Annotated in this window: 22 protein-coding genes; 6 read left to right on the top strand and 16 right to left on the bottom strand. The window is 64.5% G+C overall.

Translation table 11 applies throughout. The features are described 5' to 3' along the window. Window positions 1–7: 7 nt before the first annotated feature. The 6 genes from WBB07_RS25030 to WBB07_RS25005 are packed head-to-tail and all read right to left on the bottom strand — an operon-like array spanning window position 8 to window position 6,806. A complete protein-coding gene (locus WBB07_RS25030; RefSeq protein ID WP_526311652.1) occupies window positions 8–1,177 on the bottom strand; it encodes an MFS transporter in 1,170 nt (389 codons plus the stop codon). Further along, complete coding sequence (locus WBB07_RS25025; RefSeq protein ID WP_526311650.1) at window positions 1,174–2,295, bottom strand: amidohydrolase family protein; 1,122 nt, start codon at window positions 2,293–2,295, stop codon at window positions 1,174–1,176. Before WBB07_RS25025 ends, WBB07_RS25030 begins: the two co-directional genes overlap by 4 nt. Further along, a complete protein-coding gene (locus tag WBB07_RS25020; protein ID WP_526311648.1) occupies window positions 2,292–3,704 on the bottom strand; it encodes an MmgE/PrpD family protein in 1,413 nt (470 codons plus the stop codon). The genes WBB07_RS25025 and WBB07_RS25020 overlap by 4 nt, the downstream gene beginning before the upstream one ends. A gap of 27 nt (window positions 3,705–3,731) precedes the next feature. Beyond that, window positions 3,732–4,229: a hypothetical protein gene (locus WBB07_RS25015; protein ID WP_526311646.1), complete on the bottom strand. Its 498-nt coding sequence runs from the start codon at window positions 4,227–4,229 to the stop codon at window positions 3,732–3,734. Further along, window positions 4,226–5,719 carry a tripartite tricarboxylate transporter permease gene (locus WBB07_RS25010; RefSeq protein ID WP_526311644.1) on the bottom strand — a complete coding sequence of 498 codons (1,494 nt, stop codon included), beginning with the start codon at window positions 5,717–5,719 and terminating at the stop codon, window positions 4,226–4,228. Before WBB07_RS25010 ends, WBB07_RS25015 begins: the two co-directional genes overlap by 4 nt. Before the next feature lie 4 nt (window positions 5,720–5,723). Beyond that, window positions 5,724–6,806 carry a type 2 periplasmic-binding domain-containing protein gene (locus tag WBB07_RS25005; RefSeq protein WP_526311642.1) on the bottom strand — a complete coding sequence of 361 codons (1,083 nt, stop codon included), beginning with the start codon at window positions 6,804–6,806 and terminating at the stop codon, window positions 5,724–5,726. Between the two features lie 201 nt (window positions 6,807–7,007). On the opposite strand from WBB07_RS25005, the gene WBB07_RS25000 reads away from it, so the two are divergent. The 5 genes from WBB07_RS25000 to WBB07_RS24980 all read left to right on the top strand — a co-directional run bounded on the left by WBB07_RS25000 (window position 7,008) and on the right by WBB07_RS24980 (window position 11,354). Beyond that, window positions 7,008–7,718 carry a FadR/GntR family transcriptional regulator gene (locus WBB07_RS25000; RefSeq protein ID WP_526311640.1) on the top strand — a complete coding sequence of 237 codons (711 nt, stop codon included), beginning with the start codon at window positions 7,008–7,010 and terminating at the stop codon, window positions 7,716–7,718. A gap of 38 nt (window positions 7,719–7,756) precedes the next feature. Further along, window positions 7,757–8,932 (top strand): acyl-CoA dehydrogenase family protein, encoded by a 1,176-nt coding sequence (locus tag WBB07_RS24995; RefSeq protein ID WP_526311638.1) that lies wholly within the window; start codon window positions 7,757–7,759, stop codon window positions 8,930–8,932. A 129-nt stretch (window positions 8,933–9,061) separates the two neighbouring features. Further along, on the top strand, window positions 9,062–10,435 hold the full coding sequence (locus WBB07_RS24990; RefSeq protein WP_526311636.1) for an HNH endonuclease signature motif containing protein: 1,374 nt from the start codon (window positions 9,062–9,064) through the stop codon (window positions 10,433–10,435). 179 nt (window positions 10,436–10,614) lie between these two features. Beyond that, complete coding sequence (locus WBB07_RS24985; RefSeq protein WP_526311634.1) at window positions 10,615–10,767, top strand: hypothetical protein; 153 nt, start codon at window positions 10,615–10,617, stop codon at window positions 10,765–10,767. 116 nt (window positions 10,768–10,883) lie between these two features. Further along, the gene (locus tag WBB07_RS24980) at window positions 10,884–11,354 is read left to right on the top strand and encodes an Lrp/AsnC family transcriptional regulator (RefSeq protein WP_526311632.1); all 471 of its coding nucleotides are present in this window, start codon (window positions 10,884–10,886) and stop codon (window positions 11,352–11,354) included. A 37-nt stretch (window positions 11,355–11,391) separates the two neighbouring features. Here WBB07_RS24980 and WBB07_RS24975 read toward each other — a convergent pair whose 3' ends face one another. The 10 genes from WBB07_RS24975 to WBB07_RS24930 all read right to left on the bottom strand — a co-directional run bounded on the left by WBB07_RS24975 (window position 11,392) and on the right by WBB07_RS24930 (window position 20,629). Continuing rightward, window positions 11,392–12,876, bottom strand: a complete 1,485-nt coding sequence (locus WBB07_RS24975) for an amino acid permease (RefSeq protein ID WP_526311630.1) — start codon at window positions 12,874–12,876, stop codon at window positions 11,392–11,394. Between the two features lie 67 nt (window positions 12,877–12,943). Next, window positions 12,944–13,915 carry a PDR/VanB family oxidoreductase gene (locus WBB07_RS24970; protein ID WP_526311628.1) on the bottom strand — a complete coding sequence of 324 codons (972 nt, stop codon included), beginning with the start codon at window positions 13,913–13,915 and terminating at the stop codon, window positions 12,944–12,946. 8 nt (window positions 13,916–13,923) lie between these two features. Then, window positions 13,924–14,955 carry a Rieske 2Fe-2S domain-containing protein gene (locus WBB07_RS24965; RefSeq protein ID WP_526311626.1) on the bottom strand — a complete coding sequence of 344 codons (1,032 nt, stop codon included), beginning with the start codon at window positions 14,953–14,955 and terminating at the stop codon, window positions 13,924–13,926. Between the two features lie 32 nt (window positions 14,956–14,987). Further along, complete coding sequence (locus tag WBB07_RS24960; RefSeq protein WP_526311624.1) at window positions 14,988–15,737, bottom strand: SDR family NAD(P)-dependent oxidoreductase; 750 nt, start codon at window positions 15,735–15,737, stop codon at window positions 14,988–14,990. Then, window positions 15,734–16,180, bottom strand: a complete 447-nt coding sequence (locus WBB07_RS24955; RefSeq protein ID WP_526311622.1) for a VOC family protein — start codon at window positions 16,178–16,180, stop codon at window positions 15,734–15,736. Before WBB07_RS24955 ends, WBB07_RS24960 begins: the two co-directional genes overlap by 4 nt. Then, window positions 16,173–17,273: a C45 family autoproteolytic acyltransferase/hydrolase gene (locus WBB07_RS24950; RefSeq protein ID WP_526311620.1), complete on the bottom strand. Its 1,101-nt coding sequence runs from the start codon at window positions 17,271–17,273 to the stop codon at window positions 16,173–16,175. Before WBB07_RS24950 ends, WBB07_RS24955 begins: the two co-directional genes overlap by 8 nt. Next, window positions 17,270–18,109, bottom strand: coding sequence for a polysaccharide deacetylase family protein (locus tag WBB07_RS24945; protein ID WP_526311618.1), 840 nt, complete (start codon window positions 18,107–18,109; stop codon window positions 17,270–17,272). Before WBB07_RS24945 ends, WBB07_RS24950 begins: the two co-directional genes overlap by 4 nt. A 493-nt stretch (window positions 18,110–18,602) precedes the next feature. Further along, window positions 18,603–18,893, bottom strand: a complete 291-nt coding sequence (locus WBB07_RS24940) for a Dabb family protein (RefSeq protein ID WP_526311616.1) — start codon at window positions 18,891–18,893, stop codon at window positions 18,603–18,605. A gap of 54 nt (window positions 18,894–18,947) precedes the next feature. Further along, a complete protein-coding gene (locus WBB07_RS24935; RefSeq protein WP_526311614.1) occupies window positions 18,948–19,709 on the bottom strand; it encodes an SDR family NAD(P)-dependent oxidoreductase in 762 nt (253 codons plus the stop codon). A gap of 17 nt (window positions 19,710–19,726) precedes the next feature. Next, window positions 19,727–20,629: an alpha/beta hydrolase-fold protein gene (locus tag WBB07_RS24930; protein ID WP_526311612.1), complete on the bottom strand. Its 903-nt coding sequence runs from the start codon at window positions 20,627–20,629 to the stop codon at window positions 19,727–19,729. A 105-nt stretch (window positions 20,630–20,734) separates the two neighbouring features. Between WBB07_RS24930 and WBB07_RS24925 the strand changes: the two genes are divergently transcribed. Then, on the top strand, window positions 20,735–21,355 hold the full coding sequence (locus tag WBB07_RS24925; protein ID WP_526311610.1) for a TetR/AcrR family transcriptional regulator: 621 nt from the start codon (window positions 20,735–20,737) through the stop codon (window positions 21,353–21,355). Window positions 21,356–21,372: the final 17 nt, after the last annotated feature.

Genomic DNA, 21,372 nt, shown 5'->3' with positions numbered 1-21,372 from the left:
GGCGGGATCACCCCGGGTCTGATCTGACCACCACCGCTGCCGCGGCGGTCAACAGTGCGGCGTTGGCCCAGAACACACCCGCCACGCCGACTGTGGCGGCCGAGCCTGCCACGGCTGCTGGGATGGTCACTTGCGCAAGTCTGTTGACGCTCAGACGCAGGCCGAGTGCGGCTCCATGGTGGCGTCGTTCGGTGATCTGGACAACCCACGCCATGGTCAGGGGTTGGGGCATCCCGAGGCACACCCCGAGTGCAACCATCGCACAGGCGCCCCCGGCGACATCGCTGAGAGGCAGCCCGATCAGGGCCACGATGCCGACAGAGATCGCGATCAGCAACAACGCTTTTCGGCCCAGCTTCTGTACGAGTCTTTCAAGGCCGAGGCGACTCGCGAAGGACACGGCACCGCGAAGCGTCAGCAGCCATCCGACGACGTCGGCACCGATACCGTTCTCCACCCCCCAGATGGGGACAAATGTGTAGGTGAGTTCCAGCGTCACATTGACGGCCGTGCCCACCGCCAGAGCGCGCCACAGATGCCGGGTGTGCAGGACGTCGCGGTAATGCACCCGCTTGGTGCGATCGGCGGAGGACATCGTGTTGACGGCGTCTCGCGGAGCCAGGACCGCGACCAAGGGAAGGGCCATCAGCACGCAGAGAGACGCGAGTGCCAGCCCCATCGTGGTCGCCGACAGCTCGCCCGGTAGTCGCGCGAGGACGCTCGACGATGCCAGGACAACAAGCAACGGGCCCGCCATCTGCCCCAAAGACGCCGCAGCTGTCAACGAGGCGAATGCGGTGTCACTGGAGCTGCGCCGACTCCGGTGCGCCACATAGACCTGCTGACCGACAGATACGGCGACATGACCGAGCCCGGTGCACACCGCCGCGACCATCAGCCACTCCAACCCGTGCGTCACGGTCGCGAGCAGACATCCGCCGGCCAGTGCCAGCAGGCCTGCAAAAGAGACCCGCGCACCGCCGAATCTGCCGGTCCACCTGCCGATTCGGGGTGCGGCGACCAGCGCGGGGAAGGCGAACACCGACGCCAGGGCGCCCAGGAATGCCGGACCGGCTCCGGCTTCCAGTGCGCGGTAGACCATCATGATCCGCATGGCCACCCAGGCGGCCTGGAAGAGCGCCGCCTGGGTGGCCAGTGCAGAACCGGCTGGGGTCACACCCGCTTGCCTGCGCGGAACACCGCGGCGACCTTCAGCGGCTTCGGCATGGTCCGAGCCTGGCCGTCGGTGTCCCAGAGCTCGACAGGAGCTGCACTCCATTCGAGCACGGTCACATCGGCTTCGGTCCCCGCCCGCAGGTTGCCGACCACATCCTGCACCCCGAGCACAGCTGCAGGCCGCGAGGTGACGCCGGCGATGACCTCGGGCAGCGGAAGCCCGAGCAGCAGAAACTTGTTCATCGTGGTGACCAGATCCACCACAGGTTTGTCCAGCGACCAGGCAGCCAGGTCCGACGAGATGACGTCGGGTAAGAAGTCTGCTTCGAGCAGCCGCTCGGCATATTCCCAGGGGAAGTGGCTACGGCCGTGTGCCACATCGAAGATCACCCCACGCTCACGTGCCTCTCGCGCGGCCTGCAGCGATTTGTCGTCGCGGAGCAGATTTGCCTCACCTCGGGCCGTCATCATGTGGGTGATGATGTCTCCGGGCTTCATGTATGCGAGCAACTCTGCCAGCGAAAGGCGAGATCCACAGATATGGACCATCAATGGCAGGTCCGCTTTGGCTGCGGCGTCGCGGGCGTGTGCCATGGCGAGGTGCCCACGATCCTCGACAGCACGCTCGTCGACCCGGACCTTGATGCCGCGGATCAGGTCCGGGTGTGCGGCGGCAAGAGCCACCGCCCCGTCACCGTCGATCCAGTCATCGTGCAACAGCTCGCCCATGGGGCGGCCGCCGACCAGGCCGACGTACGACAGGTTGATGAACGCATATGTCCTGGTGCGCGCTTTCAACTGAACGTAGTCCCGGAAGCCGGCGTAGGTGGCCGAGCCAGAGCTGCCGCCGTCGGCGACAGTGGTGACGCCGGCGGGCAGGCAGTGAAGGTCGGCATCGAAACCGCTCGGTCCGACACCGACATAGGTGTGGACGTGCATATCGAACAGCCCAGGGACCACGACCTTCCCACGGGCGTCGAGGATCTCGGCATCCGAGGAAGCGTGCAACGTCTCGCCGACCCCGGCGATGACCCCATCACGGATCAGCACGTCGCCGGTGATATCGATGTTGTCGGCGGGATCGATCACCCGTCCGCCCTGTACCAGAATTTCGCTCATCGCTGTGCTCCTTGCAGCAGTCGGACCAGGTCGTTCACGTTGTCGAGATTCTCCAGCTCAGCTACCAGGTCGGCGACCTCCGCGGCCACGGAGGCGCCGAGAGCGGGGACGGCAAGGCGGTCGAACTTCCACCGAAGCTCCTCGGGGGTAACGGGATTCAAGGACGATCCTTTCCGGTACTGCTCCTCGTGCTCGAGCACGGTGCCGTCGTCGAGCACGATTTGCACCCGGGCACCCCAGAACCGGGCCCAGCCCGCAGCGGACTTGTCGCTGGCGTAGGACTCTTCCGGGATCTTGGTGACCCGCCGCCCGAAGTCGAGAATTCGTTTGTCCGTCCACAACTCAGGATCGAGATAGTGCGCGATATCGTTGTTGCCGAACAACGCCCGCACCGCGATGCTGTACGCCAGGCTGAACTGGGCTTGCACTGCATCCTCGATGGCGTCGATTTCGGGTCCGTGGGGAATTGCGTGAGGATTGATGTGCACGTCGACACGTGATATCCGGTCGGCATCCAGCTCGTGGTCACGCATCAGGATGTGGAACGCCTCGATTCCGGTCTGCGAGGAACCGACTGCCGGATACCACTTGAGCATTCGCTTTTCGACCGCAAATTCTGTCACCGGGGTCCGTGCAACCCGCAGCATCTCGGCGAGCTCGTCGTCATCGATCCTGGCTGTCAGGCGCCCGATGCCGCGATCGCCTTCGATGATGGTGGCCGGGCCCGTCATCCCCTTCTGCGCCAACAGTGCCGAAGCCACGCCACCGCGTGCGGCCATCCCCGAGTGGAAGCGCTTGACGTCGCCGCCCAGTTGCTGGAATTCCTGAGTCCCCGAGGAGTGACTACCGGCGATGGACAAAGCATGGGTGAGCTGGCCCTCGTCGAGGCCGAGCAGCCACCCGGCGACCGTGGCGGCCCCGAAGGTCCCGATGAAGCTCTGGGGGTGATAGCCCATGGCCTGCAGCGTCCGGGTCATGCCACGGCCCAGGACGTACAGCACTTCATAGCCGGCCACGACCGCGGTGAGGAAGTCTCTGCCGCTTCGGCCGTGAGCTTCGGCCACGGACAGAGCGGGACCGACGGTCAACGCACCGGGGTGGGCGGAACCCATGTACCCCGAGTCGTCGTATTCACAGCAATGGCCGTACATGCTGTTGACCATCGCGGCGTCCAGCTGGGATACCCGGTCCGGTGTCCCGACGATTCCGGCCTGCGGGCGGCAATGCCCTTCGATTGCCAGCTCCCGGCCGGCGCGGGTCCATTCGACTGTTGGCCCTACCAACATCACCCCGATCTGATCGAGGATTGCTCCCTTGGCGGCCGCCACCGTGGCCGGGCCCAGGTCCTCGTACCTCAGGGAGCTGGCGCTGTGCGCCAACTCCTCGGTGATCGTGTTTCTCTCTGCCATTCATTTCTCCTTTACTGCGGACAATGTTCAGCCGAAAAGGCCCATGGGCCAACGAATACCGGCAAGAAGTTGTAGAGCTCCGATCAACGCCAGGGTGCCGATCGTGATGTAGAGGGACGTTCTCCAGCGCATGCCGGCATCGAATCGGATCACCAGGAGCAGGAAGGTCGCCGCCGCGACGTAGATGCCGGCCACTGCGATCGCCGCGACGAGGCAGAACGTCCAGCCGACGTACTTTGCCACCAACAGCAGGGTGGGTCCGTTCACTTCTACTTCGCCGGCGTCGCTTGCGGTCTCGAAGCTGCGCCCGAAGGTCGTTTCGTCGCCCCGGCGTAAACTCCTCAGGCGCAACGATTCGCGGGCCACCGCGAGTGCCAGCAGCAGCGTCATGGCGGCGCCGACCGCCAGCGGTGCGTACATCGCCAGCTGTCGGAAGCCCAGGGCGGTGCCCGTGTACGTGGCCGCAAAGATCAGTGCAACAGCACATACGATCAGGCGCAATCGGGTCTCGAGCACCGCGTTCACGATTTGACCCTTCCGGGGCGCCGGGTGCTTCTGCGCACCGTGCGGGCAAGAGCTCCTCCGAACACCAGGACCAGGATCAGCGCAAAGATCGCGAGAACAACTGGGCGGGTCACCCATTCGTATCCGTATCTACTTATGGACAGATGGAGGTAGCGTTCGATGTTGGGCGCCAGCGCGAAGCCGATGATGATGGGCGCCCGCGGCCAGCGCAGCACCTTCAACATCACTCCGATGGCCCCGAAAACTGCCAGCAGGATCAGGTCCCCGATATTCCATGAGGCCTGATAGGCGAGGCCAAAGGCGAACACCAAGATGATCGGTCCGAGAACGTATCCGGGGACCAGGGTTATCTTGCTGATGGGATGCGAAAGGCCGACACACAGGACCGTGGACACCACGTTGGCAAGAGCGAGCGCCCAGGCGATCAGCAGTACCTTGTCCAGGTCGTTGGCGATCATCTCCGGTCCGGGCGTGAGGCCCAGCAGGATCAGCCCGCCCATCAGCACGGCAGTTGTTCCGCTGCCGGGAATGCCCAGCGACAGCGTCGGTACCAGGGCGCCGCCTTCCTTGGAGTTGTTGGCGCTCTCCGGGGCGATGACTCCGCGGATGTCCCCGTTGCCGTACTGCGGATCTGTCTTGGTCAACTGTTTGTTCACGCCGTAGGCGACCCAGTCGACAACGGTCCCGCTGACGCCGGGTATGGAGCCGATACCTACGCCGATCAGTGCGCTGCGCACCACGATCGTCCAGTGCCGCAGGGTGTCCCGCACGCCGTGCCAGATACCCCGGCCGAGTTTGGCCCCCTTGGCGATGGAACCGCGGGATACCAGCAGGGCGACGGCTTCCGGGATGGCGAAGAACCCGAGCGCCACGATCTCCAGTGGAATCCCGTCGAAGAGGTACATCCAGCCAAAGGTGTAGCGATATTCGAGCACCGCCGGTGCTGAGCCGATGGTGCCGAGTGCCACCCCGAACAGAGCGGCGATGAGGCCCAGCACCATATCGCCGCGCACCAGAACCCCCACGATGGCCAGCCCCAGTATCGACAAGGCGAGTAGTTCGGGATTGCCGACAAAACCCAGAATGTGCTGAATCATGCCGATGATCACAAAGAGTGCGGCGGCGCCGATGACCCCGCCCAGCATCGAAGAGGTGAATCCGGCGGCCAGTGCGCGTGCTCCTTCGCCACGGCGGGCCAGCGGATAGCCGTCCATGACGGTGGCCTGGGCGCCGGCGCTGCCGGGAATGCCCAGCAGCACCGAGGGAAATACCTCGCTGGTGTTCGTCACCGCTACCAGGCCGATGAGCAGGGCGATGCCGTGTGCCTGGTCCATCCCGAAGATCAGCGGCAGCATCAGGGAGACGCCGACGATGCCGCCCATCCCGGGCATGATCCCCACCACGGTGCCGACGAGAACGCCGAGCATCATGTAGCCCAGGGTTTCGATTGAAGTCAGTTGCGCAAGCGCGCTGAGTGCGGCGTCAATCATGGGCTCAGGACTGTTCGGGGAAGTTCTCGGCGAGGAACTGGGTCAACCAGACCCGCTCTGCATCCCCAGCGCTGCTCATCTGGTCGGCCCACGCCCGGGCGTCGTCGCCGTAGGTGAGCTCGTAGGGCCCGAAGAGGTCGGTGATCTGCGCATTGAAGTTGTCGTCAGCCGAGATCTCCGACAGCGCGGCGTCGAGTGCTTCGATCGCGCCGGGGGGCGCATCGGAGTGGGCGGCAAGGAAGTAGCCACCCGTGCCGAGCACATCGAGAAGGTAGGTGAACGCATTCCAGGCCTCGCCCTGCGGTGGTTGTCCGAATGTCTGCTCGTACACCTCGCCGGCGTGGGGAATCTCCGGCAGCAGTGGGTCGCGGGCGATACCGCCATCACCGTCGGGGACGCCGTGGGTATACAGCGGTATCGTGGAGTCCTGGAGTTCGTTGATGTAATTTGTTGTGCCGTCACGTCGTAAGTCGATGCCCCCGGCGATCAGATCCTGTCGGGTCGCCGATCCGGACTCGAACCCCAGAATCGTGTCGATATCGTCGAGCTTCTCGATGAGCTCGAAACCGACCAGCGCCGGTAGGTCGTCGGACACCACACTGATGCCGCCGAATTTGATGTCGGTTGCCTTCATGAAGGCATCAAGGGAGGTCAGATCGGTCTTGTTCGACGACATGATGGTCGAAGCGCCGCGCGGGAAGAGGACCAGCGGAGCGAAGTCGTCGAAGCCGTAGCGGGCGTCGTCTATCCCCAGCACCATCGGCATGATGTTGTGCTGGGACATCAGGATGAGTCTGGTTCCGTCGTGAGCAGGTTGTCGGGTGAAGTTGTTCGCGGCTTCCATGCCGCCTCCGCCCGGGGTGTTGATCACTTGGATCCGGGTGCCCGGCAGTGCCTCGGAGAGCTCCTTCTGCAGTAGGCGGGCGGTGGTGTCGATGGTTCCGCCGGGGCCGACGCCCACGACAATCTCGATGGATTTGCCTTCATAGCTGAACTCTTGGCCGTCCGTTGGAGGCGTGCTGCTGCAGGCGACGAGCGAGCTCGCCAGAGTGAGGGCGATGGTGGTCACGGTCAGGCAGGTGCGCATCATTCGGTCCTTTGTCCCGATGTTGTTTTCGGCTACTCGAGTACCGAACCACAGATTGGAAACAAGTGTAATGAATATAGTGAATTTGTTTACAAAGTTGTATCGTGGGCCGTGCGGCACTGCGTATGTCGAGGTGTCTGCAAGGCGCGCCGCCAACCGGTTACAGTGAGCGAACCGGACCTACGAGTATCAGAACGGGAAATGATGGAGCCGTCCCCGCGCGTGGTTGCCGCCGAGCGCAATGTGAGCTCGAAGTCTGAGCGACTGGCGGTCGCGATCCACCGCGAGATACTCAGTGAGCGACTGGGTGTGGGCGTCCCACTGGGTACCAAGTCCGAACTGGCGAAGCGCCACGACGTCGCGCCCGGAACCCTCAACGAAGCGCTGCGCATGTTGCAGGCGCGCGGTGTGGTCAATCTCCGGCCCGGTCCCAACGGTGGCGCATTCGTGGCACTCGCGCCTCGGCAGGTGCAACTCCGAGATGGATTTCTGGCCGTCGATGGTGACCCTGAGCAACTCGAGCATTGCATCGCTGTACGTGACGAGCTCGAGACTTTGGTGACCATCGAGGCCGCCTTGGCCTGTCGGGCTGCTGATCGAAAACGTCTCGCCAAGGCATTGGCCGCGATCGAGGAAGCGCAGGAATTCTGGGGCCGCACCCAAGCGGTGTGGCAACTGCATCGAGAGATCGCCGCGACCGGGCGGAACAAGGTGCTGACGGCGGTGTATGTCGGACTCGTCGACACCATCGAGCGCCTGTTGATCGAGATGCGCCGCGGTGATTCACCAGGGCTCACGCCGCGCGTCGACAGCACTGAACTACACCGAGAGTTGGTGCAGGCCATCACTGACCGTGATGTCGAGCGTGCCCGGTCGGTGGCGCATCGGCACACGCCATTGAGTCACGACTGAGCCTGCCGGTCACCTGCGACCCGAGGAGTACTCCCAGCATGACGATTGTGAGCGAAGTCGCGGACGATGACTTCCAGGACGTCTTGGCGCAGACCCGGCAGTTCATCCGCACCACCGTCGTGCCAAGGGAACTGGAAATCCTCGCCGAGGATCGGGTACCCGATGACCTGCGCGACAAAGCCAAGAGCATGGGGTTGTTCGGGTATGCCATCCCGCAACAGTGGGGTGGCCTCGGGCTGAACCTGATGCAGGATGTCGAACTGGCAATGGAATTCGGCTATACCTCGCTGGCGCTGCGTTCGATGTTCGGCACCAACAACGGAATCGCCGGGCAGGTTCTGGTCGGATTCGGTACCGACGAGCAGAAGGCCACCTGGTTGGAAGGTATCGCCGGCGGTGACGTGGTGGCGTCGTTTGCGTTGACCGAATCTGGTGCCGGTTCCAACCCGGCCGGCTTGCGCACCAAGGCGGTTCGTGAGGGTTCGCAATGGGTGATCAGTGGCGAAAAGCGGTTCATCACCAACGCGCCCATCGCGAATCTGTTCGTCGTCTTTGCCCGTACCCGACCCGCCGATGCCGACGGTGCGGGTATCGCCGTGTTCTTGGTGCCGGCCGACACCCCCGGGGTCGAGATCGGCGTCAAGGACGCCAAGATGGGGCAGGAGGGGGCGTGGACCGCCGACGTCGGATTCACCGACGTGCGGATACCGGCCGCGGCCCTGATCGGCGGCAATGAGGACATCGGGTACCGGGCGGCGATGACCTCGCTGGCTCGGGGTCGGGTGCACATCGCGGCGTTGGCTGTCGGAGCGGCGCAACGGGTGCTCGACGAGTCGGTGGCGTATGCGGCGACGGCAACCCAGGGGGGCACCCCGATCGGGGAGTTCCAGCTGGTACAGGCCATGATCGCGGACCAGCAGACTCAGGTGATGGCCGGACGGGCCTTGGTGCGCGATGCCGCCCACAAATGGGTCACCGAGGAGGACCGCCGGATCGCACCGTCGGCGGCCAAGCTGTTCTGCACCGAAATGGCCGGCCAGGTAGCCGATCTCGGCGTCCAGATCCACGGCGGCAGCGGTTACATGCGGGGTGTTGCGGTCGAGCGGATCTACCGTGAAGTGCGGCTGCTGCGGCTCTATGAAGGCACCAGCGAGATCCAGCGGCTGATCATCGGCGGTGGACTGGTGAAGGCGGCGCAGAAGCGGCTGGGCTGACACTGTCGGGTAGCTCGTCATCCGCGGCCGCCGATACGACGGTGGGATCATCAAAACTCCTGTGCCACTTCAGTATCTGGAGTCACAGCTAGCGGATTCTTGTCGGTGTGTCGCACTAGTGTTCGATGCATGGGTACATCAGCCATCGCCGATCGCGAGGCGATGCTGGCCGCCCTGGCCCAGCTGGAAACCCTGACCGCGCAGATGAATCGGCTCTCGATCGACGGGTTCGGCCCGCTGGAGTTGCTGGAACTGCAGGAGCGTCGTGAGGCGGTATCGCGGGCGCAACCGGTGCTGGATCACCGGGTGTATCAGAAGCTGACCGTCGAAAACAGTCCGACAACATTGGGGGCGTCCAGCTTCACCAAGGTCCTGACGCAGCGTCTGCGGATCAGCGAGGGCGAAGCGGCCCGACGGTTGGGCGATGCAGCGCGGTTTGGGCCGCGCACCGCTATGACCGGTGAACCCTTGGAACCGAAGATGCCGACGGTGGCCCGCGGTCAAGTCCAAGGGCTGATCGGCGCCGACCATCTGACCCACCTGCGGTGGTTCTTCAAAAAACTGCCCGGGTTCATCGACTACCAGACCCGCGACAACGCCGAAGAGCAACTGGCCCAACATGCCTGCGAACACACCCCCGGGGCATTCCGGCAAGCCGCCGCCCGGATGCTTTACCTGCTCAATCAAGATGGAGAATTCTCCGACGAGGACCGTCAGGCGCAGGCCTACCTGCGGCGCGGTCGGCAACGCCCCGACGGGCTGATCCCCATCGAAGGTTTGCTGACGCCCGAAGCATGGGCACATCTGGAGCCCCTCCTGGAGAAGCACGGTGCCCCCGGAATGTGTAATCCCAACGATGAATCACCCTGCATCGAGGGTGAACCCACCGAGGAGCAGAAGAAGGCCGACACCCGCAGTCCCGGGCGTCGCCACCACGACGCCCTGATCGTGGCATGCCGACGAATTCTGACGACGATGCCGGGGCAGACGATCAACGGGCTGCCCGCCAATATCGTCATCGTGGTCGACCTCAAAGACCTCGAAAAGGGTGTCGGACAGGGCATCACCGCCGGCGGAACCCTGATCCCGATTCCCGACCTGCTCCGAATGGCCGCCCACTCCCGGCCCTGGTTGGCACTCTTCGACGACCACGGGGTCCCACTGCATCTGGGGCGCAGCCGACGCACCGCTACACAGGCGCAACGGTTGATGTTGTTGGCCAAGCATCATGGCTGCACCATGCCCGGGTGCCGGGCCAGCGGCTACCGCTCCCAGATCCATCACGCCAACAAAGACTGGAAAGACGGGGGCCAAACCAATATCGAGGACCTGACCCTGGCATGTGGACCGGACAACCGGATGGTCGACACCACCGGGTGGACCACCCGCAACCGTGCAGACGGGGTGACCGAGTGGATTCCGCCGCCGGAGTTGGATTGCGGACAGACCCGCATCAACAACCTTCACCATCCGGGGCGGATCCTCACCCCCGACGACCTTTAGCGAGAGCTTCGCAAGCTCAGCCCTTTGGACGCTTCGGGTCTGATGGGTCAGCGCTGTTTAGGTCGTCGGGCCTCCACATCATGGAGTTTTTGACGTCACCGTAACGCAGGCATATGGTCTAGCTCACATCCATGATATGGATATGGAAATCACAATAGGGAGATCGCGGGAGCCCACTGTTGGCTCAGCTGCGAGACAAGTCCACCGAAACGGTGTTCCTCGCCGCCCGCGAGGGTCTGCAGCTCACCTACCTGGTGGTGATGACGCCGTCCCATTCAGTTCAGATGTACGCCGAAGCCGGACAACAGATTCCGCTGCACGTCCACCAGTGAGGGAACGGTCGCGGCGTACCGGGCCATCGACGGCTGAGCAGACAAGCTGTCGAGCCGGGGCGCGCAGTGTCACGGTGTTGTTCAGGGAAGGAACTCCCACGGAATATGATTCGATGGTGTCGGAGAAACTCGACGAACTGGACCGCTCGATTCTTGTCCAGCTTCAGGAAGACGGTCGGAGATCGTTCCGTGAGATCGGCCGGTCGCTGCAGGTGGCCGAGGGGACAGTTCGGGCGCGGGTGCGCCGACTGCAATCTGCGGGTGTTCTGAATATCGTTGCCTACGTTGACCCGATGCGGGTCGGCAGTTACACCTTGTCGCTACTGCTGGTGGCGGTCGAACCCGATCACCACGATGAGGCGGTGGAAACGCTGATGGCGCGCCCGGAGGTGAGCTATCTGTCCTCGGCGTTGAGTGACCGAGCCGATCTGCTGGTGGAGTTCTCTGCCGGCGACGACCAGCACAAGTGGGAGTTCGTGAACCTGGTGGTGCGCGCCATTCCCGGCGTGACCCGCACCGAGATCCTGTCCATCGTGCGGACACACAAGTTCTTGTACCGGCTTCCGGCAGACGGAGGCGGTGCCTGAAACCGCAGTTTCAGACACCGCCGCCGATCACGTTGGTTCACACAGTTTCTGGCGCCACGTCGATCGCTTCCGGGTTACGCAACCGCAGTGGTTGCTTGTCCTGTACGACACGACGGTAGATGTAGAGCACCACCGAGATGGACAGCACCGCGAGGCCCAGCAGGATCTCGCGGGGGCCGCCGTAGCCGGTGATGTTGGCGTTGGCGGCGCCGGCCACCAGGATGACCGAGTTCAACGCCGCGATGGCAATGGCGACTGCCACCCAGAATCGCGAAAGTCGGGTTTCCCGTTTGGGCGCCACTTTTGCCCGGCGCAGGAACACATACCCGATCAGCGCGAGGATATGGCACACGATGATGCCGATCATGCCCGCCACGATCACCGCCAGCGTCGAGCCGATGAAAACGATCAGCACCAGATTCAAGATGAGGTCCAGCGACATGGCGCGGCCGGGAACTCCGAACCGGTTGAGTGCGGAGAGTTGCTTGATGGTGAGACCGTTGTTGGCGCAACCGTGCAACACGCGACCGCCGTCTGCGGTGGTCATGACCATCAGCAGGATGAGTCCGGCGATGATGCAGACGGTCATGAACACGCCCCCGGCGCCGAACACCCGCTCGAAGGCGGTGACGTAGAACGCGGTGGGGTCGTTGGCGATCTCGGTCTGATCGAGAACCCCTCCGACACCCAACGGCACCAACGCGTAGACGACGATGCAGAAGACGCCGGCCAGCCGGAGGGCACGACGCGAATCGCGGGCCGGCTTCTTGTACTCAGGAGTGAACGTCGCGACTGCTTCGATGCCGTAAACCGACCAGATCTGGATCAATGCCCAGGCGCCGAGAACCTGCCAGATCGGGAAACCACCCGCGGTCCAGTCCGCGGTGAGCAGGTCGGCCGACCACGCCGAGGTGAACAGCGGTGCGGCGATGAAGCCGATGATCGGGACGAGTACCAGCGCGCCGGTGATGTAGATGGCGCCCATGGCGACCCGCATGCCGAGGATGTTGAAGCCCCACGCGGCGACCAGACAGACGATGGCAAACAGGTGCTCGAGACCGAAGTCATGCCCGAACAGCGCGATGCTTCCGGTCGCTTCCGGAAACCATTGCGCCTTGCTCAGGCTGCCGATCTGCAGGGAGTAGATGGCAAGCGAGCTGGCCCAGGCGAACCAGTAGCCGAAGGCGGCAATGGGGCCGGCGAAGACGTTGCGGTTCTTCCAGCCTTCGTTTGCGTAGACCGCGATGCCGCCGGACTTCTGCGGGAACATCGACGTCATCTCGGAGTAGATCACGTTCTGCAGGGCCGCGAGGATCGCGGCGACGCAGGACAAGATGATCGCGGGCACGGCGCCGAGCGCGCCGATGGTGTACCCGATGCCGATGAACAGCGCAGCCGGAATCGACAGGCTGATGGCAAATCCGTCCCACCAGTAGAGGGTTTGGGCGATATGTCCTTCGGTGCCGGCTTTGGCGGTCACTTCAGGTTCTCGACCCGACCGGTCGGTGTTTGTCGAGGCCATCTGATGGTCCCTTTCCGAGATGTGAGGGGGAGATCGGTCCGTGGTGGACCGGTGGAGTTGGGCTGGTTCAGAGCTCGACGGTGAGTTCCGTGGATCGGCTTCGGGACACGCAGGGCAAGAAGGCTCCCGCTGCTCGCTCTTCGTCGGTGAGCAACATGTCTTGGTGATCGGGGGTACCCGCGGTGACGCGGATCTGGCAGGTGCCGCAGATACCCATCTCACAGGAGGACGGCACGTCTACTCCGGCACGGCGGATGGAGTCCAGATAGGTCTCCCCGCGCGCGACGGCCACCGTGAGTCCGGATCTGCTGCAGATGATCTTGCAGTCGGTATCGTCGCCGGCACCGAGCGTGCTCACCGGCTGGAAGCGTTCGATGTGCAGTGACTGATGTTCGGTCAGCGTGATGCCCGCCGCTGCTTCGAGATCGTCGAGCAGCGGCGCCGGTCCGCATGCGTAGATGGCCTCGGCGGTGCTGTCGGAGAGCAGATCGGCGGCAAGGGGAATGCCGGTGACATCGGTGTGGCGCACCTGCACCCCGGCTCCGATGTCGTTCAGCTCGTCGACAAGCGCCATCTGTTCGGGGTTGCGTCCCAGGTAGATGAACGTCGACGGGATGTCGTGGAGGGTCACGTGCCGGAACATCGGTAACAGGGGTGTGACCCCGATACCGCCTGCGATGAACAGATACGATTTCGCCTCACGGAGCTCGAAGTTGTTGCGCACTGCCGAAATTGCCACCGTGTCCCCTGGGCGTAAGCGGTGCATCTCCGCAGAGCCGCCGCGGCCGTCGGCGACCAGTCGGGTGGCGATCCGATACGACGAGAGCCGGCCGGGATCGCCGTAGAGGGAGTACTGCCTACGGGCGCCGCTGGGCAGCACCAGTTCGACATGGGCGCCGGGAGACCATTCGGGCAAGTCGCCGGTGTCGTGTCGCTCCAACAGGAACGACACGACACCTTCGGCTTCGTACCGGGTCTGGCGGACCCGCACCGGTATGTCGTGTCCGGGGGCGCCGTCGTCGGAGAACGAAACGTCCATCGCTGACCTCAGACAGTGGGACTGGGTTGTTCGAGCCGACCCATCAAGTCGGTGAACGCGCGGCGGTAGTTGAGGGTGAACAGGTCGGCGGGCGCCGAGAACTCCTCGGTCTCGTTGTCCCACGGCACTTCCCGGGGCTCGATCCGCTCGGCGATCGGAAGATCTTCCAGATAGACGCGTTGTTCGAGTTCCAGGCTCTCGCCCAGCGTGGAGCCGCGGTAGCCGACCTCGTTGGCTACTCCCCAGAAGATCTTGACCTGGTCGTAGGCGATCGGGCTCGGAAAACCTGCGACGACACGGGTGCCCAAGGTGGACGAGGTGAACGTGATGGCGGCCAGACCTGGTGCCACGCAGTGGTAGCGCATCGTCTGGTCACCTCCGTTGTTCCACTCGCCCTCGGTGGCCAGCAGCTCGCGGTCCATCCACACGTGCAGACCGTCGCGGCGCACGTTCAGCGGCTCGACCACCTCGGGGACGTCGCCCATGGTGTCACGATGGACAAACGGGAAATGTGCGACGTCCCGGAAGTTCTCGATCGCCACGGCAACACCGGTAGGGGAGTTCAGTGGTGTTGCCGCCAGCCACTCGAGGTCGAGGTCGCGCCATTCGGCGAGGTCGTACATCTCGGTCACCGGGTCTTCCAGGCAGGTCCACACGTGGCCGTACCGTTCGATTGCCGGGTACACCTTGACACCGGCCTTCGGTGGAATCTTCGACTGATCGGGCAACGACGGTATGTAGGTGCACTTTCCGCTCACCCCGGAGAACCGCCAGCCGTGATAGGAGCAGGCGATGTCGTCGCCGTGTTGCGTGCCGATGGTGAAACTGCCTCCGCGGTGCGGGCATCGGCTCGGCAGCACGGTGGCGGTACCGTCGGAACGGCGAAACACCACCAGGTTCGTCCCCAACAAGGTGGCCTGTTGCGGGTTGGCCAGGTCGGCCGAGCGGGCCACCGGGAACCAGGACCGGCGCATGGCGGCTTCGGCGAGATCACGCTTCGTGACGGTGGGTGTGCCGGAGGGCTGTATGACAGTGGTCATATCCGGATTTCCTTCCAAGAGTTCATACGCTGCTAGACGCCGACGATCAGGGCGCCACCGTTCGGGCTGATCACCTGCCCGGTGATGAACGACGCTCGGTCAGAGGCCAGGAAGGCCACCGGACCGGCGATGTCGTCCGGCACGCCGAGGCGTTTGAGCGGGATCGCAGCGATCTCCTCGTCGATCCGGTCGGTGGGCACCATTCGCGTTCCGATGGCCCCCGGGGTGACAGCGTTGACGAGGATGCCGTCCCCTGCGAACTCCTTTGCCATGGTCTTCATGAGCCCCAGCTGGGCAGCCTTGCTGGTCATGTAACCGTAGGAATGCCCGTCCGGCACCTGGCCCCACTGCGAGGAGATGAAGATGATGCGCGGTGCATCGCTCTTGCGCAGGTAGGGCACCGCTGCGCGGCTCAGATACAGTGGCCCCTTGACGTTGACGGCCATGATCGCGTCGAAGTCGTCGTCGTCGGTGGCTTCCAAACCGGTCAAGGTGAACAGCCGGCCGGCGTTGTTGACCAGGATGTCGACACCCCCGAAATGTTCGACCGCGGTGCCGATCAGCTCCTCACAGGCGTTGCGATCTGATACGTCGGATACCAACGCGCGCACTGTCATTCCGTCGGCCTCCAGGGCCGCGCGGGTCTGCTCCAGTTCGGCCCCGTCGATATCGGTCAGCACCAACCGGGCGCCTTCGGCGCCGAGTGTTCGTGCGATGGCGGCGCCGATGCCGCGTGCGGCACCGGTCACCACCGCGACTCGATCGGTCAAGGCATTGCTCATCGAAGGGACGCCTCGGTGTGCGGTTCGGTGGCGTAGAGCAGGTTGCCGTCAGGATCGTAGAACGGCCGGAACCGGTACCACACCCCGCTGGGATGCTCCCACGGGATGATCTCGTGATGTGCCCACTCGACTTTGCCGTCGAGGTAGGCGACCGCTTCGTCGAGATCGTTGACGTGGAACGCGAAGGAATCCAACCCGGGCGGGTTGTCGGCGTTGACATGGGTGCGACGCGGCGCGTGCTCACCGACCTCGGAGGTGAAGAGGTAGAAGACGATGTTGCCGAAATCGATGGAGGCCCAACCCTGCCCCTTCTCGTAGGGCAGGAAGAACGGCAGCCCCAGTACTCCGTGGTAGAAATCGACAAGGCGGTCGACATCCTTGGTGAGGATATCGCTGTTGTCGAGTCCGTTCCGGAACAGCATCGTGGCGGGTTGATCAGACATGGTGTGTTTCTTCCTTTCTCGGGGACTTCGTGTTTGATCCCGGCGGCCCGAACGGGGTGACGTTGAGTCGTCCTTCGGCGATGTCGAGATCGATGTGGGCAAGTGTCTGGTATTGAAAGTCGCCGGGCAGGTTCGGATCCGGACGGCAGCACAGCGCCAGTGGGCCACCGGTGGTGTCCGACAGGGCGGCCGCGACCTCGGCGGCGCCGACCTCACCCGGGCCTCCCAGGCGACGACGCAGTGCGTCGTATCGCAGCACCGTGTCCGGGTACTCGCGGTGTTCGCGATCGCCGAGACTCAGTGGGGAGCTGAGAAAGTGATTGGTGTGCAACAGGAGTCCGGTATCGTCGGCGAACACATAGCCGAGATCGTCTGGGGCGATCTCGACCGACACCGCGACTGCGGCGTTGCCCGGGCCACCCGAGACCACCGTCATCGTGGTCGAAGCCGACCTTCGGGCCGCGGCGATGATGGTCAATGCGGACGCAACGTCGACAGCCTCGGTGAGCACCCGCCTGGCGATCACATGTACTGGTGCGCCGATGGTACGGCCGTCGGTGTCGTGGTGCAGGATGTTGAACAGTACGCCGACTCCGGTGCTGTTACAGCCGGCCTTGGCCACCACACCGTACTCGGTCATGGTCTCCACGGTGACACCACTGTCGGTGGTGAATCGCCATACCAGCCAGTCTTCTTCGAAGATCGTGTACCAGTCCCAGTTCTGCTGGGCCACCACACCGTCGTCACTCAACTGCACAACCGTCGAGCACTCCGGCGCCGTGTGGATCCCGGCGTGGGCCAGGATCTCGGTGCGGGCGTTGATCATCGCGATCTCGCTGTCCGCGGCACCCGCACCTTGGGCGATTCCGGCGATCTCCGAGGCGACCGCCGGCGCATAGTCGGTGATGGCGGACAGCGCGCGGACACTGAGGTCCTGCAGCTCGTCAGCGCCGAGACCACGCGAGGTGAACAGCTCCCGGTAGTGGCTGACGGTACGCAACACCGCTGCGGCGTTGGCCCGGCCGAATTCCACACCCCGAGCGTGGGGCTCGGTTTGGGTGGACTCGAAAACCCGAACACCGTCGTTGCTCATGAGTTCTGTTCTCCCGCAACGTGAGCGCTGATCTGTGCCATGGTGGCGAACCAGATATCAGAGCGCGCAACGAGTGCTTCCAGCCAACGCTGTAGGTGAACGAACCGGTAGCCGCGTCCGATCATCTCGGGGTGCATCGTCGGAACCACCAGTCGACCGCCCTCTTCGATGGCCAGTTCCAGCTCGTCGTTCCATTCGTTGCGCATGTCCGCAGGTTGTCCGAGCACGCCGGCGGTGTCGATGTTCCAGCCGAATCGGGGCCAGTCATCCAGCGACCAGTGCACGGGCAACTCCAAGATGCGCTTGCCCTGGTACTCCTCGAAGTACGGGCGGTCGTCGCCCATACAACTGGAGTCATAGTGAAATCCGTGCTCGAGAAGCAGGTCGAAGGTCTCGGGGGTGAGCTCCCAGGCCGGAGACCGATATCCGACCGGGCGGTTGATGCCGAGGGTGGCGAAAGTGTCCAGAGCGAGCTCGATTTCGGCTCGCTGGTCTGCGGGAGAGGCCTTGTCCGAACGCAGGTGATCGTGGCCGTGGTGGGCGATCTCGTGGTCGCGCTCGGCGATCGAGGCGATGGCCGCCGGATATCGCTGCGCAGTGCCACCCGGGACGAAGAAGGTCGCGGGCAGTTGCAGCCGGTCCAGTAGTGCCAGGATTCGCGGCAGGCCGCGGGTGATGCCGAATCGGACCTCCGACAGCGTGGTGAGTCGACGTTGGTATTGCTCGCCCTCGCAGAGCCATCCGACCTCGGCGTCCACGTCGAACGTCAGCGCCACGGCGACGCGAGCTTGCGCCGGCCATTCGATGGGGTCGACGGGGGTGGTGGACGGAAGCATGACGCTCCTTCGTGAATCCGGTGGGTCAGTGGGGCCCGATGGGCGGGGTAACGGCAGGTCTGTGCCGCGCATCACATGTGGCGATGCTAGCCAGGGGATGCGCAATGCGCAACCGGAAGGGCGAAATGTCTACGCGATGCGTTGATAGTTCCAAATGTTGCTGCGTATGTATCGTGTTTGGCTGCCGTCAGCTGACGTCGGTGAAGGGGCGTGGGACGGCCTGGGCTTCGACAAAGCGTCCCTGCAGGAAGTACTTGGGCTCGACCGCCGGTGTTCACCCCCCCGGCGGGTGCAGCCACAGCTGAATAGACGACGCCCCGACGGCACAGCTCAGCGCCGACCCGTCGAGTCCGGGCAAGGATCTTCGGGCATGCCGGAAGGACCATGAAAATCCCGGCTGATGAATGCGCGAGGTAGGCCGATCAGTGCCCGCGAGTCGGCCGTTCTCTCACATCGACGCTCCGGATGGAGCGGACTTGACTGACGGCTGAGCTCAGCGCTCGAGTTGGACGACGGTCCTGGAACCGAGATGGGGGACGATCAGTTCGTTGATGATGCGCTGATGCTCGGGATGATCGCGGTAGGACGTGAAGCTGTCCACGTCATCGAAGGTGCCGACGACGGCGAAGTCATAGCTGTTGGCGGTGACGCCGGCATCGGGACCACAGACATACGACTGCACACCGCTCAACGTGGGGATCAATGCCTGTAGCGCCTCGGCGACTGGCCCGTCGTCGTAGGACTCGTCGCTCCACTTGAACGTGACGATGTGCGTGAACGGCATCGGTTCCATCCTCCGGATCGGCGTCGCCCGAACTCAGGATCGGACCAGGCCATCCTACGGCCGCATCGTCACACCACCGTCGACGGCAAGCACCTGGCCGGTGACAAAGCTCGCGTCATCGGACATCAGGAATGCGCCCATCGCGGCGATGTCCTCGGGCTCACCGAAACGGTGCTTGATGGCGGCCATCGCCTTGGCGGAGGCGGCGACCACCTCGGGTAGCTCCGGCAGGTTGTCGTGCAGGATCAGCCCCGGCGTGATCGCATTGGCGCGGACCTTCTTGGACCCGTAGCGGGCCGCGACCGTCCGCATCAACGCGTGCACCGCGGCCTTGCTCATCCCGTAGGCCACCCGCACCGGACTGCCGGAATGTGCCTGCGCCGAAGAGGTGTACACCATCGAGCCGCCGCCCGAAGACACCATGGCCGGTACCGCATGCCGGGAACACAGGAAGTAGCCGCGGGCGTTGGTGTGCATGACCGCGTCGAAATCCTCGAGCGGCAGATCCACCCCGGCCGTCGACAGCCCGTCGGCGAAGTTCGCGTAGTTGGCGTGAAACCCGTTGATTTGACCGAACTTCGACATCGCCAGCGATACCAGTGCAGCCACCGAGTCGTCGTCGGCGCCATCGAGGTGTGTACCGACCACCTCGGCGCCGGTCGCGGTGATCTCCTCGGCCAGGGCCGCCGCGTGCTCGGCGTCGAGATCCCCGACCACCACCGTGGCGCCCTCTGCGGCGTACCGGCGGGTGAGCGCGTCGCCGATCCCGCCGGCACCCGCGACGACGATGACTTTCCCGGCCAGCCTGTCAGACATGGCGTCACCCTAATCGGCTACGCGGTCAGAAGTGGTGCGATCCAACTGAGTTCGGCCGGCAGCTGCGAACTCCAAAACGACCCGTCGTGCCCGCCGGGGGAGAAGCCGCCGGCCGGCGGAGTCGGAAGTTGCGCGATGAACTGCTGTGTCGCGGAGTAAAACGGATCGCTGTCACCGCAGTCGATCCGGATCGGGATGGACGCCAACCCCGGCAAGCCCCACACCGAGTTGGCCGCGTAGTCGTCGGCGCCGTCGAACGCACCCGGGGCCGTCGCCCCCGACGACAGCCACAACGCCGGACTCACCGCGCAGATCGCGGCGGTCCGGCCCGGGCCGAGCCGTCCCCCCAGCAACAGGGCGCCATAACCACCCATCGACCAGCCGATGAACGCCACCCGAGACGTGTCCAGACCCTGGTCGGCCAGCATCGGAATGAGCTCGTCGAGCACCATGGCGCCGGAATCCTCACCGGAAGCGCGCTGATGCCAGTAACTGCCACCGCCGTCGACGGCAACCACGGCAAACGGTGGGAGACCGGCCTCGACCGCCTGCGCCAGGCCCTGTTCGACACCTCCGGCCATCACCGTCGCCGCGTCGCTGCCCTTGCCGTGCAGCGCGATCAAGGGCCGCAGCGGTGCGGTCTGACCCGGCGGCCGGGCGATCGCCCAATTGGTGGTCACCCCACCCCGCGCTGCCGAGACAAAGGATCCGGTCGTCATCGTAGGAGCCGGAGCCTGAGCTGGAGCCGGAGGTGCCAGCGGCACCTCCACAGACGTCATGGCCACCGGGGGGACCGGAACTGACGGTGACCCGGCGCCGAAGGCATAGGCACCCAAGGCATAGGCGCCTGCGGCACCCGCGGTCGCTCCGACCCCGAGCCGCAGGACCGCGCGCCGACTCAGCTCTGGCATGACGGCCATCTTGCCAGGAGCGGGACCCTGACAGCTGTCAGTGAGATATGAACATCAGATGGTCATCATCCGGTTTGGCAGAAAACGCACAGCGTGACCAGGGCGGCTGGCAGCATGCTAAACGTGACAGCAGCGGTTACCCCGAAGGGAGAACGCCGGCGGTACGCGCTTGTGCGCGCCGCCGCCGAGCTGCTGTGCGAAGGCGGCTTCGAAGCGGTGCGGCACCGCGCGGTCGCCACCCGCGCCGACCTGCCGTTGGCGTCGACCACCTACTACTTTTCCTCGTTGGATGACTTGATCGTCGCCGCCGTCGAATACATCGGCATGGTCGAGGCCGCCAAGATGCGCGGCCACATCGAGGGCCTGTCGCGGCGCCGTCGCGGTCCCGAAGCGACAGCGGAGGTCCTGGTGGACCTGCTCGTCGACGAGGACCCGCGGGGAGACCAGCTGATCTCACGCTACGAGCGCTACATCGCCTGCGCCCGACAACCCGCACTGCGTGACATCCAGCGACGCATCCTGCAACAGCGCACCAACGCCGCTGGTGAGGTGGTGGAGCGATCCGGGCGCTGCGCGCGCGCCGAGATGCTCTCGGCCCTGGTCTGTGCGGTCGACGGCGCCGTGGTGTCGGCCCTGGTCGAAGCCTCGGGTGACCCCCGGGACATCGCGCGGTCGACCCTGATCGACGTCATCGACATCTTTGCGCCCTACGACAAGCGAGCCGTTCGGGTTTGAGTTCCCCGGTAACCGGT

Source organism: Mycobacterium sp., assembly GCF_049647605.1.
Taxonomy (GTDB): Bacteria; Actinomycetota; Actinomycetes; order Mycobacteriales; family Mycobacteriaceae; genus Mycobacterium.
This window is presented reverse-complemented; position numbering and strand designations above follow the sequence as displayed.

Excerpts from the sequence above, each read along its gene's own strand:
- WBB07_RS25025 (WP_526311650.1), bottom strand. The coding sequence starts at position 2,295 with ATGAGCGAAATTCTGGTACAGGGCGGACGGGTGATCGATCCCGCCGAC.
- WBB07_RS25020 (WP_526311648.1), bottom strand. The coding sequence starts at position 3,704 with ATGGCAGAGAGAAACACGATCACCGAGGAGTTGGCGCACAGCGCCAGC.
- WBB07_RS25010 (WP_526311644.1), bottom strand. The coding sequence starts at position 5,719 with ATGATTGACGCCGCACTCAGCGCGCTTGCGCAACTGACTTCAATCGAA.
- WBB07_RS25005 (WP_526311642.1), bottom strand. The coding sequence starts at position 6,806 with ATGCGCACCTGCCTGACCGTGACCACCATCGCCCTCACTCTGGCGAGC.
- WBB07_RS25000 (WP_526311640.1), top strand. The coding sequence starts at position 7,008 with ATGATGGAGCCGTCCCCGCGCGTGGTTGCCGCCGAGCGCAATGTGAGC.
- WBB07_RS24995 (WP_526311638.1), top strand. The coding sequence starts at position 7,757 with ATGACGATTGTGAGCGAAGTCGCGGACGATGACTTCCAGGACGTCTTG.
- WBB07_RS24990 (WP_526311636.1), top strand. The coding sequence starts at position 9,062 with ATGGGTACATCAGCCATCGCCGATCGCGAGGCGATGCTGGCCGCCCTG.
- WBB07_RS24975 (WP_526311630.1), bottom strand. The coding sequence starts at position 12,876 with ATGGCCTCGACAAACACCGACCGGTCGGGTCGAGAACCTGAAGTGACC.
- WBB07_RS24970 (WP_526311628.1), bottom strand. The coding sequence starts at position 13,915 with ATGGACGTTTCGTTCTCCGACGACGGCGCCCCCGGACACGACATACCG.
- WBB07_RS24965 (WP_526311626.1), bottom strand. The coding sequence starts at position 14,955 with ATGACCACTGTCATACAGCCCTCCGGCACACCCACCGTCACGAAGCGT.
- WBB07_RS24960 (WP_526311624.1), bottom strand. The coding sequence starts at position 15,737 with ATGAGCAATGCCTTGACCGATCGAGTCGCGGTGGTGACCGGTGCCGCA.
- WBB07_RS24955 (WP_526311622.1), bottom strand. The coding sequence starts at position 16,180 with ATGTCTGATCAACCCGCCACGATGCTGTTCCGGAACGGACTCGACAAC.
- WBB07_RS24950 (WP_526311620.1), bottom strand. The coding sequence starts at position 17,273 with ATGAGCAACGACGGTGTTCGGGTTTTCGAGTCCACCCAAACCGAGCCC.
- WBB07_RS24945 (WP_526311618.1), bottom strand. The coding sequence starts at position 18,109 with ATGCTTCCGTCCACCACCCCCGTCGACCCCATCGAATGGCCGGCGCAA.
- WBB07_RS24940 (WP_526311616.1), bottom strand. The coding sequence starts at position 18,893 with ATGCCGTTCACGCACATCGTCACGTTCAAGTGGAGCGACGAGTCCTAC.
- WBB07_RS24935 (WP_526311614.1), bottom strand. The coding sequence starts at position 19,709 with ATGTCTGACAGGCTGGCCGGGAAAGTCATCGTCGTCGCGGGTGCCGGC.
- WBB07_RS24930 (WP_526311612.1), bottom strand. The coding sequence starts at position 20,629 with ATGGCCGTCATGCCAGAGCTGAGTCGGCGCGCGGTCCTGCGGCTCGGG.
- WBB07_RS24925 (WP_526311610.1), top strand. The coding sequence starts at position 20,735 with ATGCTAAACGTGACAGCAGCGGTTACCCCGAAGGGAGAACGCCGGCGG.